Source organism: Caballeronia sp. SL2Y3, assembly GCF_022879575.1.
GTDB lineage: Bacteria > Pseudomonadota > Gammaproteobacteria > Burkholderiales > Burkholderiaceae > Caballeronia.
The window spans coordinates 349,751-365,295 of sequence record NZ_CP084263.1 but is presented as its reverse complement, the minus strand read 5'-3'; the positions used below and the strand labels follow the sequence as shown (position 1 = coordinate 365,295).

Sequence of the window (15,545 nt, the reverse complement as noted above, 5' to 3'; positions counted from 1 at the left end):
CAAGACGATGGCCGTGACAGGGGATCGAAGCGCCGGGCACACGCACCGCGTCGCGTTCAGACGCGAGCCGGAGTTCGGCAGCGTCCCGAAAGGATCGGAAGCCGAGAAGCGGCTGCTCGACCTATGGGAAGGCGAATCGGGATGGCGCGGCTTCATCACGACAGTCGATCACAAGAAGATCGGCCTGCGCTATATCGTGACCGCGTTCGTATTTCTGCTGCTGGGCGGCGTCGAGGCGCTCATCATGCGCTTGCAACTCGCGCGGCCGAACGAGACGCTCGTCACGCCCGGACAGTTCGCCGAGCTGTTCACCATGCACGGCATCACGATGATCTTTCTCTACGCGCTGCCGGTCCTGAGCGGCTTCGCGAACTTTTTGTGGCCGCTCATGCTGGGCTCGCGCGACATGGCGTTCCCGCGTCTGAACGCGCTTTCGTATTGGGTCTTTCTCTTTGCCGGCATCTTTCTCTATTGCAGCTTTCCGCTCGGCGAAGCGCCCAATGCGGGCTGGTTCAACTATGTGCCGCTTGCGTCGCTCGAATACAGCCGTGGAATAAACATCGACGTCTATTCGCTCGGCATGGTGTTGCTCGGCATTTCGACGACCGTGGGCGCAGTGAATTTCGTGGTCACGCTCTTTCGCATGCGCGCGGTGGGCATGTCGGTGGACCGGCTGCCGATCATCGTATGGGGCACGCTGACCACTTCCTTCGCGAACCTCTTTGCCGTGCCTTCCGTGAGTCTCGCCTTCTTCCTGTTATGGATGGACCGCAACATCGGCACGCATTTCTTCGATGTCGCGAGCGACGGCAGGCCGCTGCTCTGGCAACACCTCTTCTGGATGTTCGCGCATCCGTGGGTGTATGTCGTGGTGCTGCCCGCGATGGGTATCGTCTCCGATGCATTGCCCACGTTTTGCCGGCGTCCGCTCGTCGGTTACGCGGCAGTGGCCATGTCGACGGTCGCGACGATGATCATCGGCTTCGAAGTGTGGATTCATCACATGTTCGCGACCGGCATTCCGCCGCTTGCTCTGGCTTTCTTCGGCGCAGCGAGTGTGCTCATTACGATTCCGAGCGCGGTCGCCGTCTTCGCATGGATCGCGACGATCTGGACCGGGCGCCCCGTGTTCTCGGTGCCGTTCCTCTATTTCGCGAGCTTCGTGCTGATGTTCGTGATCGGCGGCGTCTCGGGCGTAATGACCGCAGCGGTGCCGCTTGACTGGCAACTCACTGACACTTACTTCGTCGTCGCGCATCTTCATTACGTGCTGCTCGGCATCAACGTATTCCCCGTGTTCGGCGGCATCACCTACTGGTTTCCGAAATTCACCGGGCGTCTGATGAGCGAGCGGTGGGGCAAGATCGCGTTCTGGATCATTCTCGTCGGCTTCAATGTCGGCTTCTTTCCGATGCATATATCCGGGCTGCTCGGCATGCCCCGGCGCATTTATACGTATCCGGAAGGCATGGGATGGGACACCTCCAATCTCATTACGACGATCGGCTCTTTCATCTTCGCCATCGGCGTAGGCATCTTTCTGATCAATGCACTGGTTTCGGCGAAGCGAGGAAAGAAGGCGCCACAGAATCCCTGGGATGCGCCGGGCCTCGAATGGTCGACTGACTCGCCGCCCGCGGCCTACAACTTCGCGGTGCTGCCGATTGTCGAGTCGCGGCATCCTATGTGGGAAGACCGCCTGCAACCGAAAGGGCGGCAATCGAGCCTTGAATCGGGTTATCTGCTGCATCAGGGACGCGAGGCGCTCGGCGTGCATCCGTTCAACGGCAAGCCCGACGCGATACTCAAGATGCCCGAGGATGCATGGTCCCCGTTCCTGCTGGCTCTTTTCGCGGCGCTTTGTTTTGCGGCGCTGTTGCTGCGCTCGCCGTGGTTCACTGGTCTCATGGTTGCGGGTTGCGGTGCGACGCTGGTTGCGTGGATGTGGCCGCGCCGCTCGCTCGGGCAACGCGAACCGCCGACGCCCGAAGAAACCATTCCGGCGCAGACCGCAAAGAAGAACGACGTGCTGCCTGTCGGAAGCACGGGCGAGCATTCGGGCGGATGGTGGGGCGTGCTCGCGCTGGTCGCCACCGAAGCGAGTCTCTTCGGTTATCTCATCTTCTGCTATTTCTACTCGCAGTCGCAAACCACGCTGCCGTGGCCGCCCGAGGGCATGCCGAAGATCGGCAGCGGCGCGATGAGTACCGGCGTGCTCGTCATAAGTAGCGTGCTGGCATGGATGTCGGAGCGAACGCTCAAGAAGGGCAGGCGCTGGCCGGCATTCGCGTGGATGCTCGGCGCCATTGCGCTCGGCTGCGTGTTCTCCGGCATGCAGTTGAAGGAATGGCACGACCATCCATACGGCATCACGGCTCACCTCTATGGCTCGCTGTACTTCACGATCACCGGCTTTCACATGGCGCACGTCATGGTCGGCATCGTGATTCTCGTGTTGCTCGCTGTGTGGATCGCGCTCGGCTATTTCGACGAGGAACGCAATGCACCGATGCGTATTGGCGGGCTGTACTGGCACTTCGTCGACGTGGTGTGGCTCTTCATCTTCACGTCGCTCTACGTGACGCCTTTCTGGATGCGGGGCCACTGATGCAAACGTCCGCTCTGCCCGAGCAGCATCTGACGAAAGAAGAGAAGCGACGTCTCGCGTTGTGCGCGTGCGCGGGCTTTTTTCTGTCGCCGGGCGCGTGGCTGCTGCAAGTGATGATCTCCGAGACCATCTCGGCGCAGGCCTGCTACGCCGAGTCGATTCGGCGCGCGCAGCCTGTTTTCAGGCACTTTCATGCGTGGCTGTACGGCACGTCGGTCGCGGCCGTGATTGTGTCGCTCGTTTGCGCAAGCCTGGCGGTCTACGGTTTTCGCTTCCTCCAGAAGAAGGAGCAGCAGGCCAAAGCGAGCGATGCTTCGTCGGATAAGCCTTCGCGGTTGCAAGAAGAGTTGGCCCGCAAGCGCTTCATTGCGCTGTGCAGTGCGTTGATCGGCTGTCTCTTCGTCCTCGCGTTGGTCTTCACCATTCTGGCCGAAGTGTTCCTCGACTCCTGCAATCAATGGCATTGAAATGAACGCGACGAGTTTGAAAAACCACATCGCCGCTGCACTGATGCCAGTCGTGCTCGCCACCCTGGGCGCATGCAGTGGCCGCGCGAACGACAATCTTCCCGACAACGTCACGGCGCAGTCGCCGATGACGAGTTCGCCGCAATTGATCGCTCGCGGCGAATACCTCGCCAAAGCAGGCGATTGCAGCGCGTGTCACGACGCGGCCGATCACACGCCGCTTGCCGGTGGCATGCCGGTGAATTCGCCGTTCGGCCCGATCTATTCGAGCAACATCACGCCGGACCCGGTCTTCGGTATCGGACGCTATACGCTGAAGGAGTTCTCGGACGCGATTCGCTATGGCAAGCGCCGCGACGGCAAGCGGCTTTATCCAGCCATGCCGTATCCGTCGCTCGCGAACATGACGGATGACGACGTGACCGCGCTCTATGCCTATCTGATGCATGGCGTGAAGCCGAGCGCGAAGCGCGCGCCGGAAACGCATCTGCCTTTTCCGTTCAATCAGCGATGGGGCATGTTGTTCTGGAGCCTCGCATTCGGCAATCGCGATGAATTCCAGCCCGATCCGAAGCGCAGCGCGCAATGGAATCGCGGCGCGTACCTTGTGCAAGGTCTTGGGCATTGCGGCGCATGTCATACGCCGCGCGGTCCCGCCTACAACGAGCTTGGCTACAGTGAGAAGTCGCCTTGGTATCTCACGAGCGGCGTCAACGATCACTGGCTTGCACCTAACCTCACCGGCGATCCGGGCAGCGGACTAGGACGCTGGACCGAGCAGGACATTGTCGACTTTCTGCATACCGGTCATGGCGCAGGCGCAATCGCGTTCGGGGCCATGGCGCCGGTCATCGGTGACAGCACGCAGTACATGACCGATGCCGATCTGCATGCCATCGCCACTTATCTCAAGTCATTGCCTCCTAAGCGTACGTACGGCAGCTACGACAACAACGAGCACGCCAAGGTGCAGACGGCGCGCAGCATTCAGACCGGCGAAGTGGAGCGTCCCGGCGCGGGCATCTATCTGTCGTTTTGCGCGCGCTGTCATCAGGCGGACGGCCACGGTCAGCCGGGCAAGGTCGCCGCGCTCGCCGGCAACCCGCTCGTGCTGGCGGAAGACCCGACATCGGTCATGCGCATCGTGATCGAGGGCAGCAAGAGCCCGGAGACGGAGACAGGGCCTGCGCCACAGAAGATGCCTGGTTTCCACGGTCAATTGACGACCGCGCAGATGGCGCAGGTCGTCACTTTCATTCGTGGCACATGGGGCAATCATGCGGCGCCGGTCTCGGACCGCGAAGTGGAGCGCCTTCGCTCGAAGATCCATCAATGAATCCCGCGCGTCGCTCAGATAAGCGACGCCTGAATCAAACCTAAATCACACTATACGCACCGGAATCGACTTAGCCCCCGGCACCTTGCTTTCCTCGGCGTAATGCCATAGCGGCAGCAACACATTGCACTCGGGGTAATAACCGCCGATGCAGCCTTCGGGAATCGAATACGCCTTGATCTTCAGCCCGGAAAGCCGGCGGTCGATGCCGTCGTCTGCAACGGTCTGCAAGGTTATTTCCTGGCCTTCCTTCAGATGATGCTTCTCGATGTCGGCCTCGTTCATCAGTATGACCATGCGCGAACCCTTCACGCCTCGGAACCGGTCGTCGAGGTTGTAGATGGTCGTGTTGAACTGGCTGTCGCTGCGCAAGGTCATGAGCCGCAATGCTTCCGGCGTCTTCTCCGGCATGTCGGGATCCTCGGCGAGCGAGTTGGGCACCATGAATTCCGCTTTGCCCGACTTCGTTTGCCACACGCGTTCGCAAGCGGGCAGCGGCCGATGAAAGCCGCCCGGCTCCCACAGGCGTTCGTTGAAGTCATGGAACGTCTCGGGATACGTGGTCGCGATCTCGTTTCGGACGAGCGAATAGTCGTCGCTCCACGCGTCCCAGTCGACTGTCGAACGCGAGCCGAGCGTCGCCTTGGCGATGCCCGCGACGATGAATTGCTCGGCTCGCGCTTTCTCGCTTGCCGGCTCGGTCACGCCCTTGGAACCGTGCATGCAGCCCGTGCTGTCTTCCATCGACACTGCCTGATCGCCCAGCCGCGTGCGATGAAACTCGATGCGGCTCAGACACGGCAGCACGTACGATATCTCGCCATGCACGAGGTGACTGCGATTGAGCTTCGTGGCCACGTTGATCGTGAGGCGCAGGCTCGACCACGCCGGCTCCGTCTGCAATCTGTCCGGCACCGAACGCACGAGGTTCCCGCCGAGATTGAAGACCGCCTTCACTTTGCCTTTCACCATCGCCTCGAATGCTTCGACGGTGTTCATGCCTTTCTTTCGCGGCGGCTCGAAGGAAAACTGCTTCGCGAGCTGATCGAGCGGCGCGAGTTCAGGCTTTTCCGTGATGCCGACCGTGCGCTGCCCCTGCACGTTGGAATGGCCGCGTATCGGCGAAGGCCCCGCGCCGGGCTTGCCGACGTTGCCGCGCAGAAAGAGCAGGTTGCAGAGCATGCGCACGTTCTGCACGCCGAGCCTGTGCTGCGTGAGTCCCATGCCGTAGTGCGCCATGACGGCCTTGGCTTTCATGTACTCATTGGCCGCTTCGAGCAGCGCCGAGCGCGGCAGGCCGCTGATCTGTTCGATCTCGCTCCATTCGGTCTGACGCGCGCAGGCCGCGAACGCTCCGAAGCCGGTCGTGTGTTCCTCGATGAACGTGACGTCGATCATGCGTTCCGTGCCTTCGGCCTGTGCGCGGTCGTCGGCTTCGATCACCGCCTTGCAGATGCCGAGAATGGCAGCCGTATCGCCGCCGGTCTTCAACTGATGATATTGCGTGCTGATCTGCGTTTCCTTCGGCGTCAGCATGTCGACAGGCGACTGCGGATTGGCGAACGACACGAGACCCGGCTCGCGAAGCGGATTGAACGTGATGATCGGCACGCCGCGTTTGCGCGCATCCTGCAACTGGTGCAGCATGCGCGGGCTATTCGTGCCGACGTTCTGGCCGAAGAAGAACATGAGATCCGTCTTCTCGAAGTCTTCGAGCGTGATGGTCCCGACGCCGACCCCGATCGCTTCCTTCAGACCGACGCTCGAACTCTCGTGACACATGTTCGAGCTGTCCGGAAGATTGTTGCAGCCGTACATGCGCGCGAAAAGCTGGTACATGTATGCCGTTTCGAGCGAGGCGCGCCCTGACGCGTAGAAGACGACGGTCTCCGGGTCCAGCGCGTTCAGCTCCTTGCCGATCTCGTCGAACGCCTGCTGCCAGGTGACTTCCACGTACTTGTCCGTCGCTGCGTCGTAGCGCATGGGCGCAGTCAAACGTCCTGCTTCTTCGAGATCGTGATCGTGCCAGTTGAGCAATTGCTTAACGGTGTGCAGTTCGAAGAACTCGGGCGTCATTCGCTTGGCGGTCGTATCCCACGCGGTGGCCTTCGCGCCGCTTTCGCAGAATTCGAACGTATGCGGGTCCGCGGGCTTGGCCCACGAGCAGCTCACGCACATGAAGCCGTCGGGCTTGTTCTGCTTGAGCAGGATGGCGCTGTCCTTTATCGGCACTTTCTCCTGCATGAGAATCGTGGCGACCGCTTTCATTGATCCCCACCCGCCAGAAGCGAAAGGATACGATGGGTTCTTGGCTTCTTTGCTCATCTGTGCGCTCCCGGGGGACCAATATCACGTCGTGACATAAGCAAGCGCCGTTCCGCATCGCGGTCCGGGCAAGCCGTTCGCATTCGTCGGCATTTACATCGTTCAGGAAGATCTGCTCTGTTTCGAGCGTGATGGTATAGGCGCGTGCTCGAACGCCTCTAGTGCGATGCATCGCGCGACCCCGACTACTCGTTCTTATGCCCCGGCAGCACCGCGCCCAACACCTGCTTCGCCGTATCGACGATGATGCTGCGTTCGTTCGGATCGCCTTCGAAGAGCGTCGTCGCGAATGCCTTCGCCTGTTGCAGCGTGATGTGCGGCGGCAGCGGCGCGATGTTCGGGTCCGCCTTCACTTCGATCACGACAGGCCTGTCCGATGCCAACGCCTCGTCCCATACGGCGGCCATGCGCTCGGCGTCATCCACATAGAAGCCGCGCAAGCCGATCAGCTCCGCGAAGCGGTGATACGGCACGGACGGAATGTTCTGCGATGCTTCGAACTTCGGGTCGCCGTTCATCACGCGTTGCTCCCACGTGACCTGATTCAGGTCTTCGTTGTTGAGCACCATGCAGATCCAGCGCGGATCGGACCACTGCTTCCAGTACTTAGCGACGGTGATGAGCTCGGCCATGTTGCTCATCTGCATGGCGCCATCGCCGACGAGCGCGATCACGGGCCGCTCCGGATGCGCGAACTTCGCCGCGATCGCATACGGCACCGCCGCGCCCATCGAAGCCAGGCCGCCTGACAGCGAGCACATCATGCCGCGCTTCACCTTCAGATCGCGCGCGTACCAGTTTGCACAGGACCCCGAATCACTTGTGACGATGGCGTTGGCGGGCACGCGCGGCGACAGTTCCCACACCGTGCGCTGCGGATTCACGCCTGTCGTAGCCGGCTCCAGCGCGCGCTTTTCGAGCTTCTTCCACCAATCGGCCATCCAGCCTTCGATGCCTTCGCGCCATGAACGATCCGTCTTCTGTTGAAGCAAAGGCAGAAGGGCACGCAGCGTTTCGGCGCTATCGCCGACGAGGTTCACTTCCATCGGATAGCGGATGGAAAGCATGTCCGCCTTCAGGTCGATCTGCACGCCGCGCGCCGCGCCTTCCTTCGGCAGAAACTCCGAATATGGAAAGCCCGAGCCGATCATGAAGAGCGTGTCGCATTCGGTCATCATCTTGTAGCTCGGCTCGGTGCCGAGCAGACCGATTGAGCCGGTCACGAACGGCAGATCGTCAGGCAGCGCGGCCTTGCCGAGCAGCGCCTTCGCGACGCCCGCGCCGAGCTTTTCGGCGACGGCGATCACTTCGTCCGTGGCTTGCAGCGCGCCTGCGCCGACCAGAATCGCGACTTTCTTGCCCGCGTTGAGGACGTCGGCGGCGCGTTGCAGATCGTCGGCGTAGGGCACCGTTTTCGGCGCGCGATAGCCGACGCCCGAATGCACCGTGCCGTGCTTGCGGCCGGGCGGTTCATAGTCGAGGTCTTGCAGATCGTTCGGCAGGATGAGCGCCGTTACCCTGCGTTCACCGAGCGCGGTGCGAATCGCGCGATCGACAAGATGCCGAACCTGCGAAGGCACGCTCGCCTGTTGCACGAAGGCGCCCGCGACGTCCTTGAACATCGCGGACAGATCGAGCTCCTGCTGATAGTGACCGCCGAGCGATGCGCGCGCCTGTTGTCCGGCGATGGCGAGCACCGGCATGTGATCCAGGCGGGCATCGTAGAGACCGGTGAGCAGGTGCGAGGCGCCCGGTCCCGAAGTTGCGATGCACACGCCGAGTTCGCCCGTGAACTTCGCGTGCGCGGAGGCCATGAAGGCGGCCATTTCCTCGTGGCGCGCCTGAATGAATTCGATCTTTCCGTTGGCGCGGTTCAGCGCGCCGAATACGCCGTTGATGCCGTCGCCGGGATAGCCGTAAATGCGGCGCACGCCCCAGGCATAGAGGCGGTCGACAAGGAAGTCACCCACCGTCGGGCTCGTCATTTGATTCTCCGGGAAAAGGATGCGATCGGTGTCACCTTACGTCGAGATTCGCTGGTGCGAAGACGCGGTGACAGCGTTGGTGTCTGGCACGTCGCAACGAACGTGCCGTTGGCGCGCGAGGCGTCTGGAGGGCGGTTTCGTTTCGATTGCGGCTGCCGAAGGGACGCACCCACGAGCGTCGGAAACGAAGATTCGTCGGCTTTCGCAATGGACAGGAGAGGCGCCGTTCTCATCTTGATCCGCACTGCCGCGGTAATCAGAGGATGCCGTTGCACGCATTTTCAAAACGTTGAAAGTTCGTCACAGTGTGACGTATTCGGCAGGGCAGCGCGAACGGTGTGGGGCGTCCCGACTGAATTGCAATGAAAGTCATTTGACGGGAACGAGCGCATCCAAACGTAATTTGATGCTTGCAGCTATTCACTCGACGCCTGAGATCAATGGGCGTGGGCGATGTCTGTGATGAGAATCGCCAGGCCTTCGGTATGCGCATTTATAGAACGAGCGTTCGAAAACGCCCGATCCGCATTGCCGTCGCCCGGCGGTGGAGCGGCTCATACTCACTGCCGCTTCGCTGCCTCCTTCTTGAGCTTCTTCGCTTCCTTCTTTTCTTTCGGTGTCTTGGTGGCGGCTTTCTTCTGCGCCTTCTTTGCATCCTGTGTTTTGCTCATGATGTCCTCGCGGTGTACGGTGTTTGACCAGTGTACGACGTGATGCGCTCGCGCATCACAGGAGCGACAAGCCGCGATGCCATTTCGTCAGACACAGGCGCACGCCGAGCGTCATACCGCGAGTCGGGGAAACACCATGCTCGCCCCGCCGCCGATGATGCATACTTGACTCGGCCGACGGCGACGCTGCGACCGTTATGGACCGCATCGGCGAATAGAAGCGTGCCCCGACTCACTCTGGGAGACTGCAATGAAACCGCTCTTGTTGAAAGCGTCTCTATGTGCGCTCGCGCTCGGCCTCATCGGGTCTGTCCACGCGGCAGGAACCAGCGATGCAGCGTCTTCCGTCGATACGGGCAAGGCGAGCGGTCGCGTCAGCGGGCAGGGATCAGCAGGCGGCATGCAGCCCGCCACGCCCGGCGGCACCGCCGACACTTCAGCAGGCAACGCACGACCGGCCGCGCAAGGCTCGGCAGGCGGCATGCAGCCGGTGACGCCGGGCACCAGTCAAGGCACCGGTGGCGGAAAAGCCAAAGCGGGAACCGAGTAGCCAGTCTTTAGAGCGATGTTCACAAAGAGCGCCATCGCGCTTTGCGCATCATCGCGTTCTGGAAGTGGCTCGTTAAATTGCCTATGCTTTCTCCGGGTTCCGGACTATTCATGCGGCCGCTCACAGCCGACACACCCGACTCATACGCGAAGAACGAAAACGAATAGGGAGACGTCATGACAGGCTATTCCCGCGTTTTGCTTGGTTCGATAGCAGTCTGTATCGGCGCTTGGGGGACATGGACAGCGCTTCCCGCCCGCGCGGCCGACGAGATCCAGAACACCAACACGACGGAATCCGCGCCCGTTCCCGCTACCTTGCGGCCCGTATCGCAAGCACAGCTCGATGCCGCCGCGAACGACGGCGCGTCGTGGCTGCATTCCAACGGATCGTATTCCGAAACGCGGTACGCGCCGGCCAGTCAGATCAATCGCTCGAACGTGGCGAAGCTGAAGCCCGCGTTCATCTTCCAGACTGCCGTCATGGAGTCGATGGAGACCGCGCCGATCGTGTCCAATGGCGTCATGTTCCTGACGACTTCGTATAACCACGTCTATGCCATCGACGCCGTCAGCGGCAAGGAGTTCTGGCATTACAAGCACAAGATGGGGCCGGTGACGACCTTCTGCTGCGGGCCGAATAATCGCGGCGTCGCGATATCGGGCGACCGGCTATACATGGGCACGCTCGACGCCAAGCTCGTCGCGCTCGACGCGAAGTCGGGCAATCTCGTCTGGTCATCGCAGATCGCGGACCCCGAGGACGGCTACTCGGAAACGATGGCGCCCGTCGTGGTGGACGGCAAAGTGCTGATCGGCACGAACGGCGGCGAATACGGCATACGCGGTTTCGTGAAAGCATTCGACGCGGATTCCGGTCAATTGCTCTGGACGTTCTACACGATTCCCGATTCCGGCAGCGAAGGCGTCTGGGCCGAGAACGACGCGGTTGGCCGCAACATGAAGCGCGATATCGAAGCGGAGAAGAAGACGCTCGCGGACAAGGGCCGCGACTTCGAGAAGACGCTCGGCGGCGGGGTATGGATGGCGCCGGCGGTGGACCGCGCGACGCGCACCGTGTATTTCGTCGTGGGCAATCCCTCGCCGGACCTGTATGGCGCGATTCGTCCCGGCGACAATCTCTATACCGATTCGCTCGTCGCCATCGATCTCGATACGGGCAAGTACAAGTGGCACTACCAGTACATTGCGCATGACGTATGGGATCTCGATGCGGTGAGTCCACCCATTCTCATCGACGTGAAGGACAAGAACGGGCAGATGGTGCCCGCCGTCATTCATGGCGGCAAGACAGGCTTCGTGTACGTGCATGATCGCCGCGACGGACACATCATCCGCATTTCAGAAGCGATGATTCCGCAAGAGGGCGTATGGACGCTGCCGACTCCCACAGGTGCGCGCATGTTGCCCGGCGCGAACGGCGGCGTCGAATGGTCGCCCATGGCGTTCAATCCGCAGACGCGCATGGCTTATGCGGCGAACCTGCATCAGCCGATGACGTATCAGGTGGAAGACGCAGCGTATCCCGGCGGCAAGCTGTGGCTCGGCGGCGCGTTCAAGACCATTCCGGGCGAGCAGCAATGGGGCAGGCTCGTCGCGGTGAATGTGGATACAGGCAAGATCGCGTGGGGATACAAGACGGATCAGCCATTGATCGGCGGCGTGCTCGCGACCGCGGGCGGGCTCGTGTTCAACGGCGAGGGCAACGGTCTCTTCCGCGCGTTCGACGCCTCCACGGGCCGCAAGCTGTGGGAGTTCCAGTGCGGCGCGGGCGTCAACGCGCCGGCCGTGTCGTACATGGTGAACGGCAAGCAATACATCGCGGTCGCGGCGGGCGGCAATACGCAACTCGACTTCAAGCGCGGCAACAGCCTGCTCGTCTTCGCGTTGCCCTGAACGTGTTGCAGATGATGATGCTTCCGCGGATACGCAAGGCAGCCGCGATCGTCGCGTGCGTCGCGCTTTCGCTGCCCTGTCTCGCGCATGCCGACGCCCAAGCGGGCGCAGCGAAAGCCGCCGTCTGCGCGGCGTGTCATGGTCAGAACGGCAATTCGACGAGCGGCGATTATCCGTCGCTCGCGGGGCAGTCGTCGCGCTATATCTTTCTGCAACTGCGCGACTTCAAGGCGGGCCGCCGCAGCGACCCTCGCATGTCGCCGATGGCGGCGAATCTTTCATCGGAAGACATGCATGATCTCGCCGACTACTTCGCCGCGCAGACGCTCGCGCCGACCGACTTCAAGGCGGACCCGGTGAAAGTGGAAGCAGGCAAGAAGATGTCCGACGAAGTGCTCTGCACCATGTGTCATCTCGGCGGCTTCAAAGGGCAGAACGAGATACCGCGCGTGGCCGGTCAGCAGTATGCGTATATCGTGAAGCAGTTGCAGGACTTTCGCGCGAAGAAGCGCACGAACGATGCCGGCAATATGACGAGCGTGACCAAGAACCTGACCGACGCGGATATCGAGAATCTCGCGAACTACATCGCCAATCTGCAATGATGCTGCGATTCACACGCACCTTTCTTCTGGCGTGCGCGGCCCTCGCGTCCATGCCGCAAGCTCACGCTGATACCGACGCATACGCGCTCAACGAACGGCTGCTGATAGCGACGCGCAATGGCGATGCGCAGGCCGTCGCGCAGATGCTCGATCAGGGCGCGAAGATCGACTCACGCAACCGCATCGGCGACACGCCGCTTATCAGCGCGTGCAAGCGCGGCATGACGCCGCTTGCGCGCATGCTGATCGAGCGCGGCGCGAACGTGAATCAGGCCGACGTGCAAGGCATTACGCCGATGATGGCCGTCGCGTTCGACGGCAACGATGAACTCGCGGCGCTGCTCATCGCGCATCACGCCGATACGGCAGCGACCGATCGCGTCGGCAAGACCGCAATGGAATATGCCGCGGGGCGCGGACACACGGCGATCGTGCAACGTCTGCTCGATGCGGGTGTCGATGTCAACGCCGCGTATCACAACCATCTGACCGCGCTCATGTGGGCAGCGGGCTACGATCAGGCGCAGACGGCATCGATGCTGCTCGCGCGCGGGGCGGATCGTGACTTGCGCGATGATCGCGGCAAGACGGCGCTCGATATTGCGGAAGAGACGCGTTCGGTGCATGTGTCCGCGTTGCTCAGGGCGCAGTGAGGACAAGTGTCAGGAGACGGAGACCCCGAGCAGATGCCCGACGCCGAACGTGAATGCAGCGGCGGCAAGTCCGATCACAATCTGACGCGCGGCGGAGAAGACCGTGCTGCGGCCATTGAAGAGAGACGTGAACATGCCGATGGCCGCGAGCGCCAGTATGCTCAGTGCGATGCATTGAACGATCGCGGGCCGTCCAGACGACCACAGGAACGGCATCGCGGGAAACACGGCTCCCGCCGAGAACAGGCAGAACGATACGGCCGCCGCGGACCACGGGTTGCCGCCGAGTTCGGCCGGGTCTAGGCCGAGCTCTTCGCGTGTAAGCGCATCGAGCGCCTTGTCCTTGTCGCGCATGATCTGTGACGCGACGCGGCTTGCTTCCTCGCCATCCAGACCCTTTGCCCGATAGATCATGCGAAGCTCGTGCTCTTCGGCTTCTGGCGTGTGTTCGAGTTCGTCCGCTTCCCGTTGAATCTGTGTGCGAGCGAGTTCACGCGCGTTCGTGACCGACAGCCACTCGCCGAGCGCCATCGAACATGCGCCCGCGATGATTCCCGCCAGCGCAGTCAATAGAATGGCTCGGTTGGGCGCGCCCGCGCCGGCCACGCCCATGATGAGGCAGAAGTTGGACACGAGACCGTCATTGGCGCCGAGCACCGCTGCGCGCAGATCGTTGCCCGATGAGACGCCCCGGTGCCACGACTCGGCATCGGCGATTTCAGCGCCTTTCGTCGCGGCTTGTTTGCCTTCATTCGCTAGCGACTGCACGACGTTTGCATGACGGTGCTCGTCGGCCGACATCGTTGCCGTATCGGGATTGCCTGCATATTTGTTTCGGTCGGCAAACTCAGATGCAGCAAGCGTCGGCAGCACGAAGCGCGCGCCGAACACATGAACCAGTCCCTGCATCAAGGCGGTTTTGAGAGCCGGTCCCGTGCGAGCGCGTTCGTGGTTGGCTTTGAGCTTGTCGGCCCATACTTGCGCGTGCTGTTTCTCGGATGCCGCGAGTTCCGCGAAAATGCGCTTGCGGTCGGCTCGCACTTCGACGCGCGAGAGCGTCTCGTAGAGTGCCGCGCTGTGCAGTTCATCGGCAAGATTCGCGCGATACCGCTTCAATTCTTGTTTTGATGCCATGACGGAGTGCCTGCGGATCAGAAGCACAACTCTATCGCCGGCGCGCGATGCGAGCGCGAAAAGCCCTCAAGTTTGCGCTGACCAAGAATGCCAATGGTTTGCATTCGTGCATGCATGCCGCGCCGTTAAGCGAGCCTTAAGCCGCGGCGTAACAGACTTTGGGGCTCGTCAAAGAATCGCGAAGGTCGTCCCGCTATTCTGCTATCTTCCGATGTCGAGCGCTTGACTGCCTCGCGAACGCACTAGTCGCCGCTTGTTCATGAACGTTGAACAACCTGAGCGGCTCCATTTACGGACATTGCACCATGCAACGCAAGCAACCTTCGAATGCCGCCATCACGGCGACCCGAATCGCGGCCGGCGACGACAGAACCTCGTACGACCGCGTGTCCATCACGCTGCACTGGCTGACCGCCGTTCTCGTGCTGGCTCAATTCATTCTCTCTCAGGTGTGGGGATTCACGCCCCGCCCGACACGGCATCTTTTGATCGTCGCGCATATGTCCTTCGGCATCACGTTGTCGGCGGTGATCATTGCGCGCATTCTGTGGCGCGTGTCGCCCGGACATCAGGCGCCGGTCGCCTCGTCCGGATGGGCGGAGCTCGCGGCCAAGGGCATGCACTATCTGCTGTATGCGTTACTCGTTTCCGAAGCCGTGCTGGGCTTCGTGCTGAGATGGTCGGGAGACGAGTCGATGAGCTTCTTCGGCCTGCTGATTCCGCCGCCGTTCGCGCCGTTCAGCAAGGCGGCGCATCACAACATCGGTGAAGCGCACGAGTTCATCGGTTGGGCGATCATCGTGCTCGCGGCGGCGCATGCGGCCGCTGCGTTGTTCCATCACTGGGTTGTGCGCGATGCGGTCTTGACGCGCATGCTGCCGGGGCTGAAGCGGCGTGACCTTTGAGCTATCAATGCACGCTCGCCTTCGAAAAGACATTGATGATGACGACGCCCACTACGATCAGCGCAAGACCGAGAAAGGCGGGCGCATCCAGCTTGTGATGGAACACGAAGATGCTGACGCACGAGATCAGAACGATGCCTAGCCCGCTCCAGATGGCGTAAGCCAGTCCAACGGGAATCGTCTTCAGCACGATAGAGAGAAAATAGAACGCGCCGAGATAAAGGCAAGCCATTGCGAGCGTCGGGGCGAGCTTCGTGAACTGTTCGGACCTCTGCAGGCAAGTCGTTGCGCCGATCTCGAGCAGTATCGCGACCAATAATGCGCCATAGGCCGACGTCTTTTCGTGGGTCATGAGTTGCTCATGGCTTCGTCGTCGAATGCAAGCTGCTG

General features: G+C 61.6%; 12 protein-coding genes. 8 read left to right on the top strand and 4 right to left on the bottom strand.

Annotated elements, in window-relative coordinates; translation table 11 throughout:
- The first annotated feature begins 7 nt into the window (after positions 1-7).
- From ctaD to LDZ26_RS23955, 3 genes are read left to right on the top strand one after another with little or no spacing between them, the layout of a single operon-like run.
- On the top strand, positions 8-2,608 hold the full coding sequence (gene ctaD, locus LDZ26_RS23965) for a cytochrome c oxidase subunit I (protein ID WP_244851159.1): 2,601 nt from the start codon (positions 8-10) through the stop codon (positions 2,606-2,608).
- Positions 2,608-3,075, top strand: a complete 468-nt coding sequence (locus LDZ26_RS23960) for a hypothetical protein (RefSeq protein WP_244851158.1) — start codon at positions 2,608-2,610, stop codon at positions 3,073-3,075. The genes ctaD and LDZ26_RS23960 overlap by 1 nt, the downstream gene beginning before the upstream one ends.
- Before the next feature lie 43 nt (positions 3,076-3,118).
- Entirely contained in the window at positions 3,119-4,411 is a 1,293-nt protein-coding gene (locus LDZ26_RS23955) for a cytochrome c (protein ID WP_370650780.1), read from the top strand.
- Between the two features lie 45 nt (positions 4,412-4,456).
- Here LDZ26_RS23955 and LDZ26_RS23950 read toward each other — a convergent pair whose 3' ends face one another.
- Positions 4,457-6,736, bottom strand: a complete 2,280-nt coding sequence (locus tag LDZ26_RS23950) for an FdhF/YdeP family oxidoreductase (RefSeq protein ID WP_244851156.1) — start codon at positions 6,734-6,736, stop codon at positions 4,457-4,459.
- A 185-nt stretch (positions 6,737-6,921) separates the two neighbouring features.
- Positions 6,922-8,721, bottom strand: a complete 1,800-nt coding sequence (locus LDZ26_RS23945; protein WP_244851155.1) for a thiamine pyrophosphate-requiring protein — start codon at positions 8,719-8,721, stop codon at positions 6,922-6,924.
- A gap of 921 nt (positions 8,722-9,642) precedes the next feature.
- Here LDZ26_RS23945 and LDZ26_RS23940 point away from each other — a divergent pair.
- From LDZ26_RS23940 to LDZ26_RS23925, 4 genes are all read left to right on the top strand, one after another.
- Positions 9,643-9,942 carry a hypothetical protein gene (locus LDZ26_RS23940; RefSeq protein WP_244851154.1) on the top strand — a complete coding sequence of 100 codons (300 nt, stop codon included), beginning with the start codon at positions 9,643-9,645 and terminating at the stop codon, positions 9,940-9,942.
- A 176-nt stretch (positions 9,943-10,118) separates the two neighbouring features.
- A complete protein-coding gene (locus LDZ26_RS23935) occupies positions 10,119-11,858 on the top strand; it encodes a PQQ-binding-like beta-propeller repeat protein (protein WP_244851153.1) in 1,740 nt (579 codons plus the stop codon).
- A gap of 14 nt (positions 11,859-11,872) precedes the next feature.
- Positions 11,873-12,463 carry a cytochrome c gene (locus LDZ26_RS23930; RefSeq protein ID WP_244851777.1) on the top strand — a complete coding sequence of 197 codons (591 nt, stop codon included), beginning with the start codon at positions 11,873-11,875 and terminating at the stop codon, positions 12,461-12,463.
- 50 nt (positions 12,464-12,513) lie between these two features.
- Positions 12,514-13,116, top strand: coding sequence for an ankyrin repeat domain-containing protein (locus LDZ26_RS23925; protein WP_244851152.1), 603 nt, complete (start codon positions 12,514-12,516; stop codon positions 13,114-13,116).
- Between the two features lie 9 nt (positions 13,117-13,125).
- Here the strand turns inward: LDZ26_RS23925 and LDZ26_RS23920 are convergent, their stop codons facing one another.
- Positions 13,126-14,250 carry a VIT1/CCC1 transporter family protein gene (locus LDZ26_RS23920; RefSeq protein WP_244851151.1) on the bottom strand — a complete coding sequence of 375 codons (1,125 nt, stop codon included), beginning with the start codon at positions 14,248-14,250 and terminating at the stop codon, positions 13,126-13,128.
- 305 nt (positions 14,251-14,555) lie between these two features.
- On the opposite strand from LDZ26_RS23920, the gene LDZ26_RS23915 reads away from it, so the two are divergent.
- Complete coding sequence (locus LDZ26_RS23915; RefSeq protein ID WP_244851150.1) at positions 14,556-15,155, top strand: cytochrome b; 600 nt, start codon at positions 14,556-14,558, stop codon at positions 15,153-15,155.
- A gap of 4 nt (positions 15,156-15,159) precedes the next feature.
- Here LDZ26_RS23915 and LDZ26_RS23910 read toward each other — a convergent pair whose 3' ends face one another.
- Positions 15,160-15,507 (bottom strand): multidrug efflux SMR transporter, encoded by a 348-nt coding sequence (locus LDZ26_RS23910; protein ID WP_244851149.1) that lies wholly within the window; start codon positions 15,505-15,507, stop codon positions 15,160-15,162.
- Positions 15,508-15,545 lie beyond the last annotated feature (38 nt).